The 21,988-nt window shown below is 72.2% G+C and carries 17 protein-coding genes, 3 pseudogenes and 1 riboswitch; of the genes and pseudogenes, 6 read left to right on the forward strand and 14 right to left on the reverse strand.

Translation table 11 applies throughout. From position 1 onward, the window contains the following. Positions 1–115 precede the first annotated feature (115 nt). Complete coding sequence (locus ABEB13_RS10140; protein ID WP_345705224.1) at positions 116–514, reverse strand: MarR family winged helix-turn-helix transcriptional regulator; 399 nt, start codon at positions 512–514, stop codon at positions 116–118. An 86-nt stretch (positions 515–600) separates the two neighbouring features. Here ABEB13_RS10140 and ABEB13_RS10145 point away from each other — a divergent pair. Both ABEB13_RS10145 and ABEB13_RS10150 read left to right on the forward strand, forming a co-directional pair. Beyond that, a pseudogene (locus ABEB13_RS10145) lies at positions 601–2,021 on the forward strand (MFS transporter); the annotation flags it as partial. 454 nt (positions 2,022–2,475) lie between these two features. Next, on the forward strand, positions 2,476–3,054 hold the full coding sequence (locus tag ABEB13_RS10150) for a TetR/AcrR family transcriptional regulator (RefSeq protein WP_345705225.1): 579 nt from the start codon (positions 2,476–2,478) through the stop codon (positions 3,052–3,054). A 77-nt stretch (positions 3,055–3,131) separates the two neighbouring features. Here ABEB13_RS10150 and ABEB13_RS10155 read toward each other — a convergent pair whose 3' ends face one another. Then, positions 3,132–3,998: a helix-turn-helix domain-containing protein gene (locus tag ABEB13_RS10155; protein ID WP_100891116.1), complete on the reverse strand. Its 867-nt coding sequence runs from the start codon at positions 3,996–3,998 to the stop codon at positions 3,132–3,134. Positions 3,999–4,416: 418 nt separating this feature from the next. Here ABEB13_RS10155 and ABEB13_RS10160 point away from each other — a divergent pair, with 418 nt between their 5' ends. Beyond that, positions 4,417–4,941 (forward strand): ATP-binding protein, encoded by a 525-nt coding sequence (locus ABEB13_RS10160; RefSeq protein WP_345705226.1) that lies wholly within the window; start codon positions 4,417–4,419, stop codon positions 4,939–4,941. 340 nt (positions 4,942–5,281) lie between these two features. Here the strand turns inward: ABEB13_RS10160 and ABEB13_RS10165 are convergent, their stop codons facing one another. Next, positions 5,282–5,521, reverse strand: a complete 240-nt coding sequence (locus ABEB13_RS10165; RefSeq protein WP_345705227.1) for a DUF397 domain-containing protein — start codon at positions 5,519–5,521, stop codon at positions 5,282–5,284. A 382-nt stretch (positions 5,522–5,903) separates the two neighbouring features. Between ABEB13_RS10165 and ABEB13_RS10170 the strand changes: the two genes are divergently transcribed. Next, positions 5,904–6,794, forward strand: coding sequence for a sirohydrochlorin chelatase (locus ABEB13_RS10170; protein WP_345705228.1), 891 nt, complete (start codon positions 5,904–5,906; stop codon positions 6,792–6,794). Between the two features lie 192 nt (positions 6,795–6,986). Here ABEB13_RS10170 and ABEB13_RS10175 read toward each other — a convergent pair whose 3' ends face one another. The 3 genes from ABEB13_RS10175 to ABEB13_RS10185 form a co-directional block, all read right to left on the reverse strand. Next, entirely contained in the window at positions 6,987–8,204 is a 1,218-nt protein-coding gene (locus ABEB13_RS10175) for a hypothetical protein (RefSeq protein ID WP_345705229.1), read from the reverse strand. Between the two features lie 65 nt (positions 8,205–8,269). Then, positions 8,270–8,740, reverse strand: coding sequence for a hypothetical protein (locus ABEB13_RS10180; protein WP_345705230.1), 471 nt, complete (start codon positions 8,738–8,740; stop codon positions 8,270–8,272). Between the two features lie 79 nt (positions 8,741–8,819). Continuing rightward, on the reverse strand, positions 8,820–9,086 hold the full coding sequence (locus tag ABEB13_RS10185) for a hypothetical protein (RefSeq protein ID WP_345705231.1): 267 nt from the start codon (positions 9,084–9,086) through the stop codon (positions 8,820–8,822). Positions 9,087–9,353: 267 nt separating this feature from the next. After that, a riboswitch (cyclic di-AMP (ydaO/yuaA leader) is annotated at positions 9,354–9,542 on the forward strand. Between the two features lie 5 nt (positions 9,543–9,547). On the opposite strand from ABEB13_RS10185, the gene ABEB13_RS10190 reads away from it, so the two are divergent. Together ABEB13_RS10190 and ABEB13_RS10195 are read left to right on the forward strand one after the other, a co-directional pair. After that, entirely contained in the window at positions 9,548–10,711 is a 1,164-nt protein-coding gene (locus ABEB13_RS10190) for a transglycosylase family protein (RefSeq protein WP_345705232.1), read from the forward strand. Positions 10,712–10,827: 116 nt separating this feature from the next. Next, complete coding sequence (locus tag ABEB13_RS10195; RefSeq protein ID WP_100891113.1) at positions 10,828–11,028, forward strand: hypothetical protein; 201 nt, start codon at positions 10,828–10,830, stop codon at positions 11,026–11,028. A 160-nt stretch (positions 11,029–11,188) separates the two neighbouring features. Here ABEB13_RS10195 and ABEB13_RS10200 read toward each other — a convergent pair whose 3' ends face one another. From ABEB13_RS10200 to ABEB13_RS10240, 8 genes and pseudogenes are all read right to left on the reverse strand, one after another. Further along, positions 11,189–12,232: a LacI family DNA-binding transcriptional regulator gene (locus tag ABEB13_RS10200; protein WP_198524163.1), complete on the reverse strand. Its 1,044-nt coding sequence runs from the start codon at positions 12,230–12,232 to the stop codon at positions 11,189–11,191. Between the two features lies 1 nt (position 12,233). Next, the gene (locus ABEB13_RS10205) at positions 12,234–13,958 is read right to left on the reverse strand and encodes a glycoside hydrolase family 13 protein (RefSeq protein WP_345705233.1); all 1,725 of its coding nucleotides are present in this window, start codon (positions 13,956–13,958) and stop codon (positions 12,234–12,236) included. 100 nt (positions 13,959–14,058) lie between these two features. Next, positions 14,059–14,964, reverse strand: coding sequence for a sugar ABC transporter permease (locus ABEB13_RS10210; RefSeq protein WP_345709616.1), 906 nt, complete (start codon positions 14,962–14,964; stop codon positions 14,059–14,061). Between the two features lie 53 nt (positions 14,965–15,017). Continuing rightward, entirely contained in the window at positions 15,018–16,016 is a 999-nt protein-coding gene (locus ABEB13_RS10215) for a carbohydrate ABC transporter permease (RefSeq protein ID WP_345705234.1), read from the reverse strand. 125 nt (positions 16,017–16,141) lie between these two features. Next, positions 16,142–17,425 (reverse strand): extracellular solute-binding protein, encoded by a 1,284-nt coding sequence (locus ABEB13_RS10220; protein ID WP_345705235.1) that lies wholly within the window; start codon positions 17,423–17,425, stop codon positions 16,142–16,144. A gap of 338 nt (positions 17,426–17,763) precedes the next feature. After that, positions 17,764–18,249 (reverse strand): annotated as a pseudogene (locus ABEB13_RS10225) (aldose epimerase family protein); the annotation flags it as partial. A 73-nt stretch (positions 18,250–18,322) separates the two neighbouring features. After that, positions 18,323–18,822: pseudogene (locus ABEB13_RS10235) on the reverse strand (aldose epimerase family protein); the annotation flags it as partial. 158 nt (positions 18,823–18,980) lie between these two features. After that, entirely contained in the window at positions 18,981–21,980 is a 3,000-nt protein-coding gene (locus ABEB13_RS10240; RefSeq protein ID WP_345705238.1) for an ATP-binding protein, read from the reverse strand. Positions 21,981–21,988: the final 8 nt, after the last annotated feature.

The raw sequence follows: 21,988 nt of genomic DNA on the forward strand, positions 1-21,988 counted from the left end.
CGTTGCGGGCATGCCGTTGTAGGTAGACCACTGCGGGCAGGCCGCGGCAAGCCCCGCCGGACGGACGGACCCCGGCAGACGCGCCGGAGGTGCCTGCGGTCGCGGCCGGGCGGCGTCAGCCCAGGGTGCGGCCGAGCACCTCGCGGTGCAGCGGCCGGGCCTCCAGATAGCGGGCGCGCCCGTCGTCGGTGAGCGCCACGAAGATGCCGCGCCGGTCGAGTTCGCACATCGCGCGCTCGACCAGACCGGCCTTCTCCAGACGCCCGATCAGCCGGGAGAGGGCGCTCTGGCTGAGGTGCACCGTCTGGCCGACGTCCTGCACCCGGAGCTTGCCGGGGCCGGACTCCGCCTCGCTCTCCCACAGCCGCTCGAGCACCTCGAACTCGCTCATGCCCAGGCCGTACTGCTCGCCCAGGGCGCGATCCAGTGCACACGACACGGCGGCATGCCGCGCCAGCACGTCACGCCACTCGAACACGAGCGCCGATTCCGGAGCGATGTCTGGTTCAGCCACGGCACCAGGCTAGCACATGTCCGCTCATTTAATGCGGGAGCATTAAATCTCCTTGCATTGAATGCATACGCATGTAGTCTCGGACCATGACGACCGCATCTGACGATCCGTCGACGACCGGGGGCTGGAGTCCACGCCTGTGGGGCACCCTCGTCGTCCTCTGCGCAGCACTCTTCCTCGACGCCCTCGACGTCTCGATGGTGGGCGTGGCCCTGCCCTCCATCGGCACCGACCTCCACCTCTCCACCACCGCGCTCCAGTGGGTGGTCAGCGGCTACGTCCTCGGGTACGGCGGGCTGCTGCTGCTCGGCGGCCGCGCGGCGGACCTGCTGGGGCGCCGCCGGGTGTTCCTGGCCGCCCTCGCGGTCTTCGCCGGGGCCTCGCTCCTCGGGGGCTGGTCGACGACGGCGGCCTGCTGATCGCCACGCGCTTCCTCAAGGGGGTCAGTGCCGCCTTCACCGCACCGGCCGGCCTGTCCATCATCACGACGACCTTCGCGGAGGGCCCGGCCCGCAACCGGGCGCTCTCCATCTACACCACCTGCGGCGCCAGCGGGTTCTCGCTCGGCCTCGTCCTGAGCGGCCTGCTGACCTCCGCCGGATGGCGGTGGACATTCCTGATGCCCGTCCCCGTCGCACTGCTGGCCCTGGCCTTCGCCGTGCGCCTGCTGCCCCGGCAGCCCGCCCCCGAGCGGGGCAGGGGCGGCTACGACCTCGCGGGGGCCGTCACCGGCACCGGCTCCCTGCTCCTGCTCGTCTACACCGTGACGCAGGCGCAGAGCGTCGGCTGGGCGAGCGCCCGGACGCTGGGCTCGCTCCTCGTCGTGGCGGTCCTGATGGCGCTCTTCCTGGTGATCGAGTCGCGCACCGCGCACCCGCTGGTCCGGCTCGGGATCTTCCGCAACGGCGGCGTCAGCCGCGCGGACATCACCGCCTTCGCCCTCTTCGGGTCGTACGCGGGCTTCCAGTTCATCGCCACGCTGTACCTGCAGCGACTGCTCGGATGGTCCGCGCTGGAGATGGCGCTCGGCTTCCTGCCGACCGGCGCGCTGGTGGCCCTCTCGGCCACCCGGATGGGAGCCGTGGTGGACCGCTTCGGCACCGCCCGACTGCTGCCGCTCGGCCTGCTGTTCCTCACTGCCGGCTACACCCTGTTCCTGCGGCTCGGCGAGCACTCGGGCTACGTCGCCCTGGTCCTGCCCAGCATGGTGCTGCTCGGCCTCGGCTTCGCCCTGGCCTTCCCGTCCGCCAACATCGCGGCCACCAGCGGTGTTTCCGACGACGAACAGGGCCTGGCCTCGGGGCTGGTCAACACGGCGATGCAGATCGGCAGCGCGATCGTGCTGGCCGCGGTGACCGCGGTGATCACCGCGGGCAGTGGCGGCGACCAGAGTCCGCGGGGCCAACTGGACGGGTACCGGCCCGCGCTGGTGCTGGTGACCGGGGTCGCGCTGGCCGGCCTGCTCGTGGCCGCTTACGGCTGGGTGCTGGAGCGGCGCCGGGCGTCCAAGGCGCACAACATTGCCACCACCCCCGGCACCACCGCCGCCACGACCGCAGGCGTCGCCACCGCCGGCACGACCACCGCAGCCACTACAGCCGGCGCCATCGACCTCGACGGCTCCCCGGCGGGTACCGTCCGGGCTGTCGGGCTCCCGCAGAGCACCACGGCGGCGGGGGCGACCACCGAAGGGAGGGTGCTGACGGGGCGCTGAGCCACCACCGCGACCCCGTGCCCCGGCGCGCGCGGACGGCCCGGTTCCACCAAACCCCCGTGTTGGTGGAACCGGGCCGCACCCGCACGCCCTGCTGCCGGCCGCCCGAGCTTTCGGGTACGGCCACGTGGCAGGCGGCTCGGCCAGTATATTGGCCGGGAGCCAGTCAACGTACGGAGCAGACACGATGGCACCTCGCGGGGAATCGGTCAATGAGGAGATGAGACGCCGGTCCCGCCGTCGGATCATGCGCGCCACCGTGGAGCTCGTCGACCAGCGCGGATATGCGGGGACGACGCTCGGCGACATAGCCGAACATGCCGGGTTGGCGCGCGGTCTGGTCTCCTACTACTTCGACGGCAAACGACTTCTGATGCAGTCGGCGACGCATCGCCTGATGCACCTGGAGCTCGCGGCGGCGCTCGCCGAACTGCCGCCCGACGCCTGTCCGGAGGCCCGGCTGGCCCGGGCGATCGACGCCGTCCTGGGCCTCGCCATGGAGCACCCGCGGGTGATGCGGTCCCACCTGGCGCTGATCCTCGACCCGGACGTCGGCGCGTTCGTCCAGGATCCGGAGCAGCAGCAGCTCGGTGCGATCCTGCGGGGGCTGCTGTCGGACTGGGGAGCGCCGGATCCGATCGCCGAGCACGCGGTGCTCCGCAGCGCCCTGATGGGCGGCTGCATAGGCGTACTGCTCCCGGGGGCCTCGGTGCCGCTGGCACCGATCCGGGCCGACCTCTTCGCCCGCTACGGGCTTGCGTGGGAGCTGGGCTCACCGCCGCAGCCACGGGCACCGGAGCGCACACCGCCCCTGGAGCGCTCCTGACGCCCCACGCCGACGGGCAGGGGGCAAGGCTCCTCGGGGCGCCGCGGCTCCCGGGGGCGCGGGCCGGACGCGGAGGGTCAGCCGTCCTTGAGGATGGACGCGAGGAGTTCGACCGTGCGGTCCGGGGTGAGACTGTCCACGCAGAGCCGCTCCATGACCTGGATGTAGGCGTCCACGTCGTCGCGCTTGTCCAGGTAGAGCGCCGTGGTGAGCTGCTCCAGGTACACGACGTCGGCGAGGTCCTGCTCGGGGAACCGCAGGATGGAGAAGGCGCCGCTCTCACCGGCGTGGGCGCCGAAGCGGAACGGCATCACCTGGACGACGACGTTGGGCTGCTCGGCCATGTCGATCAGGTGCTGGACCTGTCCGCGCATCACCTTCGGCCCGCCGACCGGCCGGCGCAGGGCGGCCTCGTCGATGACCGCCCACAACCGCGGCCCCTGACCGTCCGTCAGCACCTTCTGCCGCTGCGCCCGCAGGCCCACGCGGCGCTCCAGTTCGACGTCGTTGATCACGGGCCGACTCTGACCGAAGACGGCGCGCGCGTACTCCTCGGACTGCAACAGCCCGGGGATGAACTGCACTTCGTACGTGCGGATCAGCGCGGCGGCCTCCTCCAGGCCGACGTAGGTCTGGAACCAGCCGGGCAGCACGTCGTTGAAGCTGTGCCACCAACCGGACTTGTTGGCCTCCCGGACGAGCCCGAGCAGCGCCTCGCGCTCCTCGGGGTCGACGACGCCGTAGAGGCTGAGCAGGTCGGCGACGTCCCGCTCCTTGAAGGAGACGCGGCCGAGCTCCATGCGACTGATCTTGGACTCGGACGCGCGGATGGTGTAGCCGGCGTCCTCGCGGGTGATGCCGCGGCCCTCGCGCAGGCGGCGCAGTTGGGAGCCGAGGAGGATACGGCGCACCATCGAGCCCCCACCGGGCTGAACTGTGGTCATGCGGTCGGAAACCTCCACCTCGGGTCAAACAGCGCACAGTCTGCCATCAGTTGGGAACTCTCGGTGCCCTTAGTGGCGCAACGATCTACCAGTTCTGCATCACATCCACCATCTTGCACGTGCATCTGGGTCTTGCATATGCCAATCGTGCGGCTGCACGTGAATCGACTCTTGCATCTGCAGTGAGCGCAGAGGACCATGGTGCACGTGCACCTGCACGGACCTGACAACCCCGCGGACACCGCGTCGACCCCACGCGCGACACCGCACACCCTCCCGGCCGCCCCCTGTGCGGCCGGGAGTTCGTGTGCGCGTGCGGGCGGTGGGTCGCGCGGCCGAGCGGCCGAGCGAGTCGGAGGTGACCGGCATGACCCGGGTGGGTCCAGCCGTGTCCGCCCCCTTATGGGAGGAGCTCTTCATGGGCACCGGTACGGCCATCGCTGTCGATCCCTTCGTGGCCAGTTGCACGCTCACTCCTCGACTCGAAGCCGTTCGGTCCGCCCGCGACTTCGCGAGATCGACCCTGCAGGGCTGGGGGCTCGGCGCACTCTTCGACGATGTCGCCCTGGTTGCCTCGGAGCTCGTCACCAACGCGCTCCGGCACGCGATAGGCGCGTCCGCCGACGGTCCGGGCGACCGGCTCTGTCAGGTGCCCGCCCAGCCGGGCCGCACCCACCCGGCGGACTACCGCACCCCGATCCGCATCAGCCTGGTGCACCGCTCGCCCCAGGTGGTCTGTGCCGTGAGCGACCCCAGCAGCCAGGGGCCGGTTGCCCGCGAGGCCGACTTCGTCGCGGAGTCCGGCCGGGGGCTGCACCTGGTGGACTCCTTCAGCACCTCGTGGGGCTGGCATCCGCTGGCCGGCGCGGGGAAGGTCGTCTGGGCCCTCTTCGACGCCACGCCCGAGGAGCCGACCGCAGGTCGGCACCGGCGGGCGGTCTGACCGGACGGTCCACTCCGCATCCCGTCTCCCCCACCCGGAGACCCGGCCCCCGGAGCCCGGACAACCGAGGCCACCTCCACCACCGAGCCGCCGGGTGGAATCGGCCCGGCCCCGGCCCTTCTGCGCGCGGCAGTCCCGCCGACACTCAGCGCTGCCGACGGCGCAGCACCCCCGACCGCACAGCGCCGTCGACGCCCGGCCGGCCTTTCGGCCTTCCGCCCGCCTCCCGTCGCTCTTCGTCCGCCTTCCGCCCGCCGCTTCACCCGGCGGGACCCGGACGCACCAGGGCCGCCGCGGTCGGTCCCCACGACGGCCCCAAAGACGTTGTTCCGACAGGCAGTCAGCCCGCCAGGTGGTCGAACTCCCCGTCCTTCGCACCAAGCAGCATCGCGGTTATCTCCGCACGCGTGTAGATCAGGGCAGGACCTTCGGGGAAGCGCGAGTTGCGCATCGCGACGTCACCCCCGGGGAGAGCGGCGAACTCCACGCAGTTGCCCTGCGAGTTGCTGTGCAGACTCTTCTGCCAGACCACACCGTCGAGTTCCGTGGCCGCCATGCCGTTGTAGGTCTCGCTCATCATCTCTCCCCGAGTAATCGGCGACTGCCTCACTTGACGTGATGATAGCTCGGGTGCACGTGCATCAGCACAGGACATTGCGCGTGCATTTGGTACGGATCCCGCACCCATCGAGGGGACCGTTCGGACGACAAAGACGGACATACCAGGGCGCATGACCCCGTAAATGATCACCGTGCGTGCGGATCGGCCTGCGCGTTGTTGATCTTCGCGGGCCGGATGCGAACTCACGCGCAGTCACAACCGCCACTGTGAGCCGCATCACTCACCCGTGCCACCGGATCAACGTGACTTCGCGAACTATGTCCCGTTTTGGAGGGCCGGGAGCAGTCCGTGGCGGGATCCGGCTGCCGCCCGACCGCCGCAATGTCCTACGATCTCCGCCATGAGCACCGCAGCCATCCCGGGCGCGCCACTGCCCGTCCGTACGCCAGGCTCCCGTGCGCGGGGGCGCCACCGCCGTCCCGAGCGTCCCGAGATCCCGTCGGGCTCCCCGGCCCTGCTGCTGGCCGTGCCGGCCACCGCCGGCCCCGAGGCCCGGCCGCTCGTCGACGAGCTGCTGTCCATCGTGCGCGGCGAGCAGCCGGGCATCGAGATCGCCGCCGGCTACCTGGCCGACGAGTCCGCCGATGCGCCGACCGTCGCCGATCTCCTGGCCATGGCCGCCGGCAACGGCGCGCCCGCCCCTGTCGTCGTCCCGCTGGTGTCCGGCCCGCACGGCTTCCTGACGGAGCTGTACGAGGTCGCGGCCGCCGCGGGCGCCGAGGTCACCGACCCCCTGGGCCCGCACCCGCTGCTGGCGGAGGCCGTCCACGTCCGGCTGTCCGAGGCCGGGCTGGCCCGCGCCGACCGGGCGCGGCTGTTCGCGATCGCGACCGCCGCGGACGGCGTGGTCCTGACCACTGTCGGCGGCGAGGACGCGGCAGCCGCCGCCGGGATCACCGGTGTGCTGCTGGCGGCCCGCCTCGCGGTGCCGGTCGTGGCCGCCGCCCTGGACGTCCCGGGCTCGGTCGCCGCCGCGGTCGACCACCTGAAGGCCACCGGCTCCGAGCGCCCCGCGCTCGCCCCGCTGGTGATCGGCCCGGAGGCCGACTCCGAGCTGCTGGCGACCGCCGCGGAGGAGACCGGCTGCCCGAGCGCCGCCCCGCTCGGCGCCTACCCGACGGTCGGTCAGCTGATCGCCTCCACCTACCTGGCGGCGCTGCCTGCCCCGGCGGAGTACGAGGAGCAGGACGAGCACGGCGAGGCCACCGGGGAGCACCGGGCCGAGCAGTGACCGTCGAGCCGTAGGAACCGTGCCGAAGGGCCCCGGCGAGCGCCGGGGCTCTTCGGCGTTCCCGCCCGACGGCTCTCCCCCATGCCGCCCAGCGGTCCTCCCCCAGCAGCTCTCTCCAGCGCCCCGCGGGCGCATCTCCCTCGGCGGCGTGGCCGATGCCCTGCAGCGGACCCCTGGCGGTCCGTCAGGTCTTCAGGCGGTCGGTGACCGCCGCGATGTCCTTGAGCGCCACGGAGGGGCGGCGAGCGCCCGGGGCGGGGTGTCCACGGCCACCGGGGCGGCGGAGGCGTTCCACTGCGGCTCGGCCGTGCCCGGCCCGCCCCTGGTGAGCCGGACGGCCTGCCGGTCGCCCGCCCGCCGCAGCACGATCCGGGTGGGCGGCGGGGACTCGGGGTCGAGCCAGACCTCGTTGCCGCCGAACGAGCAGTCCAGTACGGCGATGTCGTCCGGGTGGCCGTCCGCGGTGGCCCGGAAGCCGACGCCGGCCTTGCGGTACCCGGTCAGGCGGCACCGGCTGATCGTCACGGTCTCGCCGGCCAGCTGGTGCTTGGCGGTGGCGATGGCGAAGTCGGACCGGCCCGCGGCGTCGATCAGCAGGCCGTCGACGACGGTGCCGGAGTCGCGCCCGAGGGCGTGCACCACCAGGCCACCGGCGCCGTTCCCGTAGAGGACGCTCGCGGTGTAGTCGAAGTCGTTCAGGTAGGCGCCGTGCTCGATGCCCCAGCCGCCGTTGTGGTAGGCCACGAACTGGCCCACGCTGTGGTGGTGCTGGGCGTTGAGCCAGACGAAGATGCCGTTCTGGGCGTTGTTGTGGGCCAGGCAGCGCTCGAACGTCCAGATGCCCTCGCTGGTCTCCGGCCATTCGTAGCCGGACGCCCCGGTGGCGCCCTGGACGCCGACCGCGACGCAGTCCCGGGCGGTGCCGCCGGTGCCGGCGCCCAGCGAGAAGCCGGTCAGCCGGTAGCCCCGGGGAGCGGGCTCGTAGGTCGTCAGGGACGCGACGCAGGAGTCGTAGGTGATGTCGTCGGACGGCGCCTGAGGGGTCCGGGTGTCCAGCGGGCCGTCCCACCAGTAGGCGTCCTCCCACGTCCGGTGGCTGATGCAGCTGCGGAAGGTGATGCCGTGGCTGGCGTGCGGGACGAACGCGTGGCTGCCCGTGTCGCGGACGACGACGCCCTCCACGACCGTGCCGCGGCCGGCGTCCCCGAGCATGTGGAAGTGCAGCCCGTAGCGGCCGAGCACCGGCTCGGTGACCGGGGCACCGGCGAAGGTGTCCTTGCCGGGCTGCCGCGGGCCGAGCCAGCGCAGCGCGGCGTGCCGGACGTCGGCGCGCCGCGAGCTCGTCACGTGGACGTGGGCGCGGCCGCGCTCGGTGCCCTCGATCCGCACGCTGCGGGTGAGGTTGAGCACTTCGGCGCCCAGCGTGAGGCCGGCACCCACCGCGACCCGCGGGTGGGCGTACGCCAGCGGAGCGGTCAGGGTGACCGTCCGGCCGTCGATCCGGCTGATCGTGCACAGATCGTATCGGGTGGAGAAGTCGTCGCCGTCGGGGGTCCGCTCGGGGTGACGGCGAGCTCGTCGCCGGCCTGCCAGCCCGCGGGTGCGGCGGCCAGCGTGAGGGTGGCGTCGCCCGGTCCCAGTGCGGCCGCCGCGCGGACCCAGGCGGTCTTGGCGGCGCCGTCCAGCCGGAGGTAGCCGGCCCCGGTGACCCAGAGGCCGGTGTCCGTGTTTGCGATCGTCATGCCGCCGCCCCGGAACTTCCGTTCGTCCACGGACGGAAAGCGCAGGGCGTGCACGGCCGCCCCGGCCGGCGAGAGCGCCAGGGTGCCGCGGACCTCGACATTGCCCGCGGACGCAAGGGTCAGGCTGCGCTCCGGGGCGAACACCAGCGAGCCGCCCGGCTCGATCAACAGCGACCCGACCGCGGCGTCGGTGTCGAGCAGCACCCGGTCGGCGATCGTGACCGCACTCCGGGGCCGGGCACCGCACCGCCCCAGCCCGCCGCGTCCGACCAGTGCCGGCCGGTCAGGTCGATCGGGGAGGGCGCGGGGCCTCCGGCGGCGCGGCGCTGTGCACGTGCCCTTCGGCGGCCGTCGAGGGCCCGCTCAGCGGCGGCGCGGTGGGCCCCGGCGAGGCGTCGGCCACCAGCTCGCGCCGGAGCAACTCCTCGCCTCCGACGGCAGCGAGGACGACCGGGACGGCGAGCCAGCCGAGCAGGCGGCGCCGGTCGACGGCGGAGCGCGGGACCTGTGGCCCTGGCACCCGTTCGGGCGGCGTGGCACGGTGTTCCATGATCGGCGAGCCCTCCCCCGGGGCCCGGTGCGGCCCCGCCGCCTGAAGCATAAACAAGCCGCTTTCCATTCAAGGGGATTGCGCGAAAAGGGCCGAACGCGACCGGAATCGCCGGGAACAATCGATCTTGAATTAAATCAAGATCACCTGTGATCGCCGTCACACATATTTGCGGTTTGAACTTAAGTCTGTCTAATGTCCTCCCACGTTCGTGGTCACACGGACCCAGTCGACCCGAACGCCGAGTCCTGCCGGCGGGCCGACTGGCAAAGCGATACGCACTTCGGCAGGGGCGGGGGAACCAGGTAAGTCGCCCAGGGCCGGTCATGGACCGGCCCTCGGCTTGGGGTGAAGCCGCACAACCGGACACGTCCGTCTCGACGTGCCCGTACGTGCGGCCGGGCAACTCCAGCCCGAATCCGACAGCTCACCTCGCAGGCGTGGGAGAGGAACGCTGTTTCATGCTGTCCATCAACTCCAAGCGCACCCGCCGACTGCTCGCCACCACGGGCGTGGTCGGCATCGGTCTGTCGATCCCGTGCCTCACCGCCGGCACCGCCAACGCCGCCTCGGTCGCGACCTGGGACAAGGTCGCCCAGTGCGAGTCCTCCGGCAACTGGTCGATCAACACCGGCAACGGCTTCTACGGCGGCCTCCAGTTCACCTCCAGCACCTGGGCGGCCTACGGCGGCCACACCTACGCCCCGCAGGCGAACCAGGCCACCAAGGACCAGCAGATCACCATCGCCGAGAAGGTGCTGGCCGACCAGGGCCCCGGCGCCTGGCCCGTCTGCTCCGTCCAGGCCGGCCTGACCAAGGGCGGCCCCGCCCCGGCGGTCAACCCCGGCGGCTCGGCCTCGACCACCCCGGCTCCGGCCGCCGCGGCCCCCGCCGCCCCGGCCGCCCCGGCCGCCCCCGCCCAGAGCAGCGGCTCCACCGCCTCGCAGGACGCCAAGCCCGCCCAGAGCGGCAAGTCCTGGCAGCAGCACCGTTCCTGGAACCACGGCGGCACCTACACGGTGAAGGCCGGCGACTGGCTGTCCCGCATCGCCGACAGCAACCACGTCCAGGGCGGCTGGCAGCACCTGTACGACCTGAACAAGTCGGTCCTCACCGAGGGCCCCGACTCGATCTACCCGGGCCAGAAGCTGTCGCTGGGCGGCTCCGCCACCGCGCAGAGCGGCTCCGCGCAGACCGCGGCCAAGCCGGCCACCACCGCCGCCCCGGCGGCCGCCACCACCGCCACCAAGGCCTCGGCCGTCACCGGCTCGAAGGCCGCCGCGGTCAACTTCGCCCTGTCGAAGGTCGGCCAGGCGTACATCTACGGCGGCACCGGCAACGGTGGCTGGGACTGCTCCGGCCTGACCCAGGCGGCCTACAAGGCGGCCGGCATCGCGATCCCGCGTGTCGCCGCCGACCAGGCCGACTTCTCCACCCACGTGTCGCTGGACAACCTGCAGCCGGGCGACCTGCTGTTCTGGTCCAACAACGGCGCCAACTCCGGTGTGTACCACGTCGGCATGTACGTCGGCGACGGCAAGTACGTCGAGGCCGCCAACCCCAGCGCCGGTGTCCGCACCCAGACCATCGCCAACTGGGCGCCGGACTTCGCCGGCCGTATCTGATCCCACCACGGGTCGGGTCAACCGTTCCACCGTCGCCCCCGGAGCTGGCCGCTCGGCACCGGGGGCTTCGGCCTGCCCGGGTAGGCTGAAGCCCCCACCGACCCGCGGGAGTCAGCATGGCGAAGGTCACCGTCACCCTGGATGCCGACCTGGCGATCGAGGTGATGCTGCTGTCCGGCGCGGGCAATCCGCAGGACGCGGTCGAGGTGGTCGTCCGCGACTACCTGGCGCGCGGGCGGCGCACCGAGGCCCGGACCGGAGAGGCCGCCGACGCCCAGCGGACGCAGCCGCCGCGGCGGGTCGCCGAGGACGGCTGACCGGACGCACGACCGGAGCACCGCCGGACGGAACCCGACGGGGACGGACGGGCACGGCACGACGAGGCATGCACGACGTGCACGTCGTGCATCGAACACCGAAGGGGCCCAGGAGAGTTCACCTCTCCTGGGCCCCTTCGGTGTTCGATGCAGTCGGCGGTCAGCGTCCGCCGGCCGCCGTGGAGCCGCGCATCACGAGCTCCGGCTGGAACATGAACTCCGCGCGCTGCGCGGGGTTGCCGCCGACCTCCTCCAGCAGGGCGTCGACCGCGGCCGTGGCCATCGCCTCCACGGGCTGGCGGATCGTGGTCAGCGGCGGCTCGGTGAACGCTATCAGCGGCGAGTCGTCGAACCCGACGACCGAGACGTCCTGCGGCACCGTGAGCCCGCGCTGGCGGGCCGCCCGGATCGCGCCGAGCGCCATCATGTCGCTGCCGCAGACGATCGCGGTGCAGCCCTTGTCGAGCAGGGCGCCCGCCGCGGCATGGCCGCCCTCCACGCTGAACAGGGTGTGGTGGACGTACCCGTCGGCCTCCTCGGCGCTGAGGCCGAGCAGGTCCTGCACCGCGGCGGTGAAGCCCTCGATCTTGCGGAGCACCGGGACGTACCGCTTCTGGCCGACCGCGAGGCCGATCCGGGTGTGCCCGAGCTCGACGAGGTGCTGGACGGCCATCCACATGGCGGCCCGGTCGTCCGGCGAGATGAACGGCGCGGCGATCTTCTCGCTGTAGCCGTTGATCATGACGAACGGGACCTGACGGCCGATCAGCTTGTTGTAGCGGTCGTGGTCGGCCGTGGTGTCGGCGTGCAGGCCGGAGACGAAGACGATGCCGGCGACTCCGCGCTCGACCAGCATCTCCACCAGCTCGTCCTCGGTGGAACCGCCCGGGGTCTGGGTGCACAGCACCGGCGTGAAGCCGTGCCGGCTCAGCACCTGTTCGATCACCTGGGCGAGCGCGGGGAAGATGGGGTTGCTGAGCTCCGGGGTGATCAGGCCGATCAGCCCCGCACTGCGCTGCCGCAGCCGCGTCGGGCGTTCGTACCCGAGCACGTCGAGGGCGGCCAGTACGGTCTGCCGGGTGGTCGCGGAGACACCGGCCTTGCCGTTGAGGACGCGGCTGACGGTGGCTTCGCTGACCCCCGCCTGCGCCGCGATGTCCGAGAGTCGCGCTGTAGTCACGATCCCAGAGCCTATTGCAACCATCTCAGACCGCCCACCATACGGTGCTGTCCGCAGCCAGCAGAATGTCGCCGTCGACCGCCTCTGCCTCGGCGGAGGAGAGCAGCATACGTCCCGGAGCGGGGATGCGAACCGGCGCGCCGGTGGTGTTCGCGGTGCAGACGAACGCGCCCTCTGCGCTGTCGCGCCGGAAGGCGAGCACGCCCTCGGGGGCGTCCAGCCAGGCCACCTCGGTGCCGGCGCCGAGCGCCGGGTGCTCCCGCCGGACGGCCAGCGCCGAGCGGTAGAGCTCCAGGGTGGACGTGGGGTCACCGGTCTGGACCTCCACGCTCAGGCCGGCCCACTCGGCGGGCTGCGGCAGCCAGCTGGGGCCGCCCGCGGTCGGGCCGAAGCCGTACGGGGCCTCGGTGCCGGACCACGGGATCGGGACGCGGCAGCCGTCGCGGAAGCCGTCCTGGCCCTCGGCCCGGAAGAACGACGGGTCCTGGCGGACCTCGTCGGGGAGGTCGGTGACGTCCGGGAGGCCGAGCTCCTCGCCCTGGTAGATGTAGGCGGAACCGGGCAGCGCCAGCATCAGCAGCGAGGCGGCGCGGGCGCGGCGCAGGCCGAGCTCGCGGTCGCCCGCCGTCCGGATCTGGGTGCCGAGGCCGGGCTCGTTGGCGAACCGGGTGGCGTGCCGGGTGACGTCGTGGTTGGAGAGCACCCAGGTGGTGGGGGCCTCGACCGGGCGCATCGAGTCGAGCGAGAGGTCGATCACCTCGCGCAGTGCGCCGGCCTCCCAGGAGGTGCCCAGGTACTGGAAGTTGAAGGCCTGGTGCAGCTCGTCGGGCCGGACGTAGTTGGCGGTGCGCTGGACGGTCGGGGTCCAGGCCTCGGCGACTCCGATCCGCTGACCGGGGTACTCGTCGAGGATCTTGCGCCAGTCGCGGTAGATCTCGTGGACGCCGTCCTGGTCGAAGAACGGCATGACGTCGTTGCCGAGCAGCTTGAGCTGGTCGTGGGAGCCGAGGTCGGGCAGGCCGGGCGCCTTGACCATGCCGTGCGCGACGTCGATCCGGAAGCCGTCGACGCCCATGTCCAGCCAGAAGCGCAGGATCGAGCGGAACTCGTCGGCGACGGCCCGGTTCTCCCAGTTGAAGTCGGGCTGCTCCGGGGCGAACAGGTGCAGGTACCAGTCGCCCGGGGTGCCGTCCGGGTCGACGGTGCGGGTCCAGGCGGGGCCGCCGAAGATGGACTCCCAGTCGTTCGGCGGCAGTTCGCCGTTCTCACCCTTGCCGGGGCGGAAGTGGTAGCGCTCGCGCAGAGGGGACGCAGGGCCCTCGCGCAGCGCGCGCTGGAACCACTCGTGCTGGTCGGAGGAGTGGTTGGGCACCAGGTCGACGATGATCCGCAGGCCCAGCCCGTGGGCGTCCCGGATCAGGCCGTCGGCGTCCAGCAGGGTGCCGAACATCGGGTCCACCGCGCGGTAGTCGGCGACGTCGTAGCCGGCGTCGGCCTGCGGGGAGGCGTAGAACGGCGAGAGCCAGACCGCGTCGACGCCGAGGTCGCGCAGGTAGGGCAGGCGGCTGCGGATGCCCGGCAGGTCGCCCATGCCGTCGCCGTTGGCGTCGGCGAAACTCCGCGGGTACACCTGGTAGATGACCGCGTTCCGCCACCAGCCTCTGGGCTCACCGGTGTTCGTCTCCCGGGCGCAGGTGGCGGGAGCGGGCACGGCGGCGGACCGGACGGAGTCGGCCAGGTTCTGGGTCATGAACTGTCATCCCTTGGGGATTGGGTGTCGTCCCGGCCGCCGGGGTCAGCGGCGGCCGGGTCGCGGCAACAGGCGGAATCAGAGGCTGTCTGACGTCGCGTCAGGACTTCGCGGCACCGGCGGTCAGGCCGGTCACCAGGTGGCGCTGCACCAGGTAGAACACCGCAGCGGCCGGGATGGCGATCAGCACCGCGGTGGCGGCCATCAGGTGCCACTGGGCGTCGTGCTCGCTGATGTAGGACTGCAGGCCGACCGCGAGGGTGTACTTGTCGGAGCTGAGCATGAAGGTGGTCGCGAACGGCACCTCGGCCCAGGCCGTGAGGAAGGAGTAGAAGGCGGCCACGGCCAGGCCCGGCCGGGCCAGCGGCACGATGAGGCGCCAGAAGGTGCCGAACGGGGAGAGCCCGTCGACCCGCCCGGCCTCGTCGATCTCCACCGGAATGGTGTCGAAGTAGCCCTTCAGCAGCCATGCGCAGTACGGGACGATGGTGCCGGAGTACGTGAGGATCAGACCGAGGTAGTTGTCCAGCAGACCGAGGCTGGAGAGGATCGTGTACATCGGAACGATCACGATGGCGATCGGGAAGGCCTGGGTGAGCAGCAGCGTGAACATCAGCTGCTTGTGGCCGGGGAATCGCATCCGGGAGACCGCGTATCCGGTGGTGGCCGCCACCGCGACGCCGACCAGGGTGGTGCCGGCGGCGATCAGCGCCGAGTTCCCGAACCAGACGAGGAAGTCGGTGTGCTGGAACACGAAGGCGTAGTTCGAGAGCGTCGCCTTGCCGAAGATCTTGTCCGGGTGCAGGTAGTCGGTCTTGTCCGGCCCGAGCGAGATGTAGGCGATCCACAGCACCGGGAACACCGCGATCAGGCCGGCCACGACGAGCGCGCCGTGGGCGAGGGCGGTGCCGGCGCGGCTGCCTTCGCCGCGCAGCCGGGTCTTCGCGGGCCGGGCCGGTGCAGCGGCCTCGGCGGTGGTGTTCGGAAGGTCGGCGGTGATGCTCATGTGCGTGCCTGCCTCGTCGTGGTCGGTGGGGTGCGCTGGGCTGGTCGGCGCGCTCACGCGGCCTGCTCGTTCCGGGCGAGCCAGCGGCGGTAGAAGGTGGTGAAGACGACCAGGATCGACAGCAGCAGCACGCCGTAGGTCGCCGACCCGGCGAAGTCACGGGGCTGCTGGCCGAAGCCCAGGTAGTAGGCCCAGGTGACGAGGATCTGGGCGTCCTGGACACCGTTGCCGAGCAGCAGGTAGATGACGGCGAACTGGTTGAAGGTCCAGATGATGCCGAGCAGGACGACGGTGCTGCTGACGCTGCGCAGGCCGGGCAGGGTGACGTGGCGGAAGCGCTGCCAGGGGCTGGCGCCGTCCATCTCGGCGGCCTCGTAGAGCTCCGACGGGATGGACTGGAGGCCGCCGAGCAGCGAGACCATCATGAACGGCACGCCGCACCAGGTGTTGACGCCGATCACGGCGAAGCGGGCGGCGGTGGGGTCGCTCAGCCAGGACGGCTCGGGCAGGTGCAGGAAGCCGAGGATGTTGTTGACCACGCCGTGGTCGGCGAGCATCAGCCGCCAGGAGAAGATGGTGACGAAGGTCGGCACGGCCCACGGCAGGATGAGCAGCATGCGGTAGGCGGCACGCCCGCGGAGCTTCCGGTTCATCAGCAGGGCGAGGCCCAGGCCGATGCTGTAGTGGAGGGTGACGCAGGCTGCCGTCCAGACGATCGTCCAGACGAAGTGCGACCAGAACCGGTCGTACGAGCCGGGGCCCCAGAGGATGTCGGCGTAGTTGTGCAGGCCGACGAACTTGAACGAGTCCGGGATGTGGTTGACGCCGATCTGGCGACCGACGTTGAGGCTGTTCGCGTCGGTCAGGGTGTAGTAGATCCCCTTGACGAGCGGGTAGCCGACCAGCGTTCCGAGTACCAGGATGACCGGCGCGATCATCGCGTAGGCGTACCAGTACTTGCTGTACGAGAGCTTGAGGCGTTGCACGAGGCCGGGGCGCGGTTCGCGCTCGCGGCTGCCCTGGCTGGGAGCGCCCTGCACGGCGACTGCCATTGTTGACACCTTCTCGGGAGATCCGCCGCCGCCTCGCTTCGGCGACTGCTGTTCGTACGGGGATGACCGATGGCCGGGAGGCCGCCCGGCCCGCCTCGTGGAGGCGGGCCGGGCGGCCGGAGGTGCTACTTGCTGAAGCCGGGGAGCAGCTTCGCGTAGTCGAGCGAAGTGGCGTCCAGGCCGGCCTGGGCGCTCTCCTGGCCCTGGACGATCTTGCCCAGGTTGGTGCCGATCGAGCCGAACAGCGAGGCGTACTCGGGCAGCTCGGGCCGCGGCTGGGCGGAGCCGAGGATCGCCTGGAAGCCGGCGATGCCCAGGTTGCCCTTGACGTCGGCGGTGTAGGCGTCGGAGCGGGTCGGCAGGGTGGAGTTCTTCAGCGCGAGAGTGGTCTGGCTCTCGGCGGAGGTCATGAAGGCGGCGAACTTCTCCGCGGCGGCCTTGTGGGCGGCGTCCGAGCCGGCGTAGACCGAGATGTTGTGGCCACCGGTCGGGGCGCCGGACTTGCCGGTGGAGCCGGCCGGAACGGGGGCGATACCCAGGTTGGCCTTGTCCGCGAAGGCAGAGCCCTTGTAGACGTTGGTGATCTCCCAGGGGCCCTGGATGATCGCGGCGACCTTGCCGTTGTTGAAGGCGTCCATCATGTGCGCGTACGAGTCGGTGGTCACGTCGGCCTTGACGGTGCCGGGCGAGGTGAACATCGACTGGTAGGTGGCGATGGCCTTGGCGGCCTCCGGCGAGTTGATGGTGATCTTCTTGCCGGCGGCGTCGACCATGTTGGTGCCCTCGCCGTACAGGAACGGCATGGCGTAGTAGCCGTCGCCCGCGCGCATCCAGAAGCCGTCGGCGCCGGCCTTGTCCTTGACCAGCGCGGCGTCGGCCTTGAGCTCGTCCCAGGTGGTGGGGGCCTTCGTGATGCCGGCCTTGGCGAAGAGCGCCTTGTTGTACATCAGGCCGAGGGTGTCGGTGACCAGCGGCACGCCGTAGGTCTTGCCGGAGAACTTGGCCTGCTGGATCAGGCTGGCCTGGAAGGCGGAGGCGTCGGCGAGGGCCGGGGTGCCGTCGAGCGGCTCCAGGAAGCCGGCCTTGGCGAACGCCGAGGTCCAGCCGACCTCGGAGCGGAATGCGTCCGGGGCACCCTTGGCACCCATCGCGGTCTGGAGCTTGTTCTGCGCCTGGTCGAACGGCACGTTGACGAAGTTGACCTTGATGTTCGGGTTGGCGGCCTCGAACTTCTTCGCCAGCTCCTGGTAGGTCGGCGCCTCGTTGGTGGCGTTCGACGTGTCCCAGTAGGTGATGGTGACCGGACCGGCGGCGCCCTTGGCGTCCGAGCCGGAGCCGCTGCTGCCGCAGGCCGCAAGAGAGACCGCAAGGGCCGCAACGAGTGCGGAGGCCGCGATGCCACGCCGCATGTGAACTCCTAGGAAAGGTGGGGGTGGGTGCCCAGGAAAGAGAGGGGAGAGGGCCGCATACACTGGCCCTGCGGCCCGGTTGCGTCACCGCCTCCGGGCTTGTTGAGGAACGTAACAGCGGCGAAAGCTGCGTGAAAGCCCTTGCAGCAACTTTCTGCAACGCACTCCCGGATCGTTACGTCCGCGTGTCCTGGGGTTGCCCGCACGCGTCGTGCCCGGAATCGCCCCATCTGCCCGCACCGCGGCGACGCCGCGGATCGTCCGGGCACGCGAACGGCCCGGGCCGGCGGGGTCTCCCCACCGGCCCGGGCCGTTTGCGGTGCTTGCGGCAAGCCGCGTCAGACGGTGCCGAGCCGCAGCACGGTCGTCGAGCGGAACTCCTCGCCCGGCCGCAGCACCGTCGACGGGTACTGCGGGTGGTGCGGCGAGTCCGGGTGGTGCTGGGTCTCCAGCGCGACGCCCGCGTACGGGCCGTACGCCACCCCGCGGGCGCCCGTGACGGCGCCGTGGAACCCGTTGGCGGTGTAGACCTGGATCCCCGGCTCGGTGGTCAGCACCTCCAGGGTGCGCCCGCTCTCCGGGTCCTCCAGCAGGGCGGCCCGCACCGGCGGGCCGTCGGCCGGCCGGTCGCGCAGCACCCAGTTGTGGTCGTACCCGTGGGCCGCCCTGATCTGCGGGTGGTCGTCCGCGACGCCCTTGCCGATCGGACGGGCCGTGGTGAAGTCGAACGGCGTGCCCGCCACCGGCTCGTACGGGCCGAGCGGGATCTGCCGGGCGTCCACCGGGGTGTAGTGGTCGGCGTCGACGGTGAGCAGGTGCCCGAGGACGTCGCCGCTCCTCCCCGGCCAGGTTGATGTACGCGTGGTTGGTGAGGTTGACGACCGTCGGCCTGGTGGTGACGGCGTGGTAGTCGATCGTCACCGCGTCGTCGGACAGCCGGTAGGAGACGGTCACGTCCATCGCCCCGGGAAGCCCTGGTCGCCGTCCGGGCTGTGCAGGGACAGCCGGACACCGCCGGGGATCTCCTCGGCCGTCCAGACCCGGTGCGCGAAGCCGTCCGGTCCGCCGTGCAGGGTGACGCCGTTGCCGGTCGGCGCCAGCGCGTGCTCCTCGCCGTCGACGGTGACCCGGCAGTCGGCGATCCGGTTGGCGTAGCGCCCGACGGTGGTGCCGAAGTGCCGGGCCGCGCCGAGGATCAGCGGCAGCTCGTCGGTCGAGAGCAGGATCTGGGCCGGCATGCCGGAGCGGTCCGGCGCGGTGAGGGTGTGCAGCGTGGCGCCCAGCGTCAGGACGCTCGCCTCCAGCGCGCCGTTGCGGAGCGTCCAGCGCTCGATCGCCGCACCGGCGCCGCTCGGCTCGAAGGGCTCCCGGCCGACCTCGGTGGCCTCTGCCGACATGGACCGCTCCTCACCCGGCGACCGGAGCCGCCTCACTCCGAGACCTGTTCGCTTCTGGGCGATCTTGTCGCCCGGGAGCAGCCTAGCCGGACGGGGGCCTCCGACGGCGGAGTCCCGGCCGGTGCGCCCCGGTCGGCCAGCCGCCGGCCGACGGCCCGTCAGCCCTCCCGGTCGGCCGCCTCGCCCTCGGTGGCCGCCGTCTGCTCGTCGGATGCCTCCGGCGCCTGCTCGGGCAGCCCCAGCGCGGCGGCCAGGCCCTCGGGGCCGGTGCCCGCCTTGCGGTGCACGGCGGCCAGCCTGCGGTGCACCAGGCTCGGCGGGACTTTGAGCCGGTCGGAGATCCGCTGCGGGGGCAGGCCCTGGACGGCCAGCTGGGCGACGTCCCACTCGGCCGGGCTGAGCGCGTCCTTGGAGAGCGTCCGCAGCCGGTTCGGCCGGGAGTTGGAGAGGTCGAGTTCGTGGCGGGCGCGGGCCAGCAGGCCGTCCGCGCCGCAGCTCTGCGCCAGCTCGATGGCCTGGTACAGGTACTCCTCGGCGTCCGTCAGCCGGCCGCTGCGGCGCAGCGCGGCGCCGAGGTCGACCAGGGCGTGCGCGTGCTCGTGGCCGGCCGGGGACTGGCCGAGGACGGCCACCGCCTCCTCCAGGAGTTCGATGGCGCGCGGGCCCTCGTGGACGGCGGCCTGCAGGCGGAGCGCGGCGCCGACCGCGGAGGGCGTGCCGAACTCGCGGGCCCGGTCGACGGCCGTCTCGGCGTACTTGCGGGCGCCGTCCGGGTCGTCGGGTGCGACGGCGACGGCGAGGTGGCCGGCCCAGGACGCCCAGACGGTGTTGTGCCAGCCGCGGCCGTCGAGCTGCTCGCCGACCCGGGTCAGCTCGTCGACCGCCTCCGCCCGGCGGCCCCGGGCGAGCAGCAACTTGCCGTAGAGGGTGGGCGCGTCGGGCAGCACCATCGCGGTGGCGTGGTAGGGCGGCGCGAAGCGGTACTGCTCGGCGAGCTCCCAGGCCTCGTCGACCCGGCCGCGGGCGAGCAGGGTGTCGGCGAGGACGCCGACGATGTCCCACTGGAGCGGTAGGTCGGGGGCGATGCGCTCGGAGATCCGCAGGCCGCGGCGGAGGAAGTCCTCGGCCTCCAGCAGGAATCCGCGCCGGAAGCGGACGAGGCCCATGAGGAAGTAGGCGAAGCCGCGGTGGGCGCCGCTCCAGCCGGCGACCTCGAACTCCATGATGGCATCGGAGAACAGCTTCTCGGCGCGGGCGAGTTCGTCGGTGTAGGTGAGGGTGAGGCCGATCAGGGCGGGGAGTTCGAAGCCCCAGGTGGTGCCCGTCCAGCCGAGGTCGGTGGGCAGCCTGCCGGCGACCAGGGCCTTGTCGGCGAGTTCGAGGGCGTGCACGGCGGGCTCGCCGCGCAGGGTGAGGTCCCAGGCCCGCATGGCGAGGACGGCCAGCTCGGCGCTGCCCCGGCCGGTGAGCGACTCGGAGAGCTCCTTCAGCCGCTGCGAGCGGGCGGGGCCGTCCGCCTCGTCGCGCTGGAAGGCGGCCCACATGAAGTGGGCGGCCTGGAGGCGGAGCCGGCCGGGGCCGGCGGCGGTGCGCTCGGCCTCCTCCTGGCAGACGTCGGCGGCCTCCGTGAGTTCGCCGGAGCGCGCGAGAGCCTCGGAGAGCCGGAAGGTGGCGTCGACCCGCAACTCCTCGCGCAGGCCGGGGTCCATCTCCAGGGCGAGCCGGAGCTGGTTGACGGTGGCCACCGGGTCGGTGAGCAGCGCGGAGCAGCCGAGCTCGTAGATGACCTCGGCCTTGACGTCGTCGTCCGGCGGCTCCTTGAGGGCGCGCTCCAGGCAGCGCTTGGCGGCGTCCGGGGCGCCGATCGCCAGGTGTTCCTGGGCGGCCTTGCGGAGCTTGCGGACGATCGAGTCGTCGCCCTCGCAGTGCACCTCCAGCAGGTGCCGGGAGGCGGCGAGCAGGGTGCCGCCGGCGTTCTCGATGGCCGCGGCCGCCATGCCGTGCATGGCGGTCTTGGTGCCGGCCGGCATGGTGAGGTAGATCGAGGTGCCGATCAGCGGGTGGACGAACTCCAGGCGGCCGTTGGGCTGGCTGGTGAGGACCCGCTGCTTGCGGAGCTTGCGCACCGAGTCGTCGGCCTGGTCGGGGCCCTGTCCGGCGATGGTGGCGGCCAGCGGCTGCCGGATGTCGGTGCCGAGCAGCGCGCAGGCCCAGGCGAAGTGCAGGGTGGTCGGGCCGAGCTTGTCGAGCCAGTGCTGGAGGGTCTCGCCGCGGGCGGCGGCGGCGAGGTCGTGCAGCTCCCGGGCGTTCTCCTCGCTCGGCTCCAGCCCCTGGTCGCGGACCTCGCGCAGCAGGGCGCCGATGTCGAACGGGATGCCGCCGGTGACGGCCCAGACCTGCCGGCAGAACGCGTCGTCCGCGCTGCGCCCGAGCTCGGCGCGGACGAGGTCGGCGACGGTGTCGGGGGTGAGGCGGCGCAGCTCGTGCCGGTACTTGGCGATGGACTCGATCTGCTGGCGGAAGGTGAGCGCCGGGTAGTCGAACTCGTCGCGGTAGGCGAGGACGAGGAGGACCGGCAGCTCGCGGGAGCGGACGGCGAAGGCGGCCAGCCAGCTCAGCGACTCCTGGTCGGCCCAGTGCAGGTCGTCGACGACGAGGACGAGCGGGGCGAGCCGCGGGGCGAGCTGGGTGAAGACGAAGTCCAGGCCGTCCCGGACGCCCTGGGGGTCGAGGGGTTCGAGTTCGTCGGACGGCGGGACGAGGCCGATGGCGGGGCCGACGATGCCGTACCAGCTGCCGAAGACCTCGTTGCGCTCGCTCTCGGAGAGGGCGCCGAGGACAGGCTGCAGGAGCTGGCGCAGGACATGGAAGGGCTCGTTGCGCTGGCGTTCGCCGCCGCGTGCGAACAGCACGGTGCACCGGGGGCGCAGGCCCGCGAGGCGCCGGACCTGGTCGAGGAGCGAGGTCTTGCCCATGCCTCCGGGGCCGGAGAAGAGCAGCACCTCGCCGATCTCGGTGCCGCCGGCCGCGAACTTGTGGCAGAGCCGGGAGACGGCGTGGTCGGCGGCGTCGAGTTCGGCGTCGCGTTCGCGCAGCGGGCCCTCCGGCGGTGTCTTCCCCTGCGTCTGTCCGCTCCGCGCGTGCTGATCTGCCGACACCGCCGCAC

The sequence above is a fragment of the Kitasatospora paranensis genome, from assembly GCF_039544005.1.
GTDB lineage: Bacteria > Actinomycetota > Actinomycetes > Streptomycetales > Streptomycetaceae > Kitasatospora > Kitasatospora paranensis.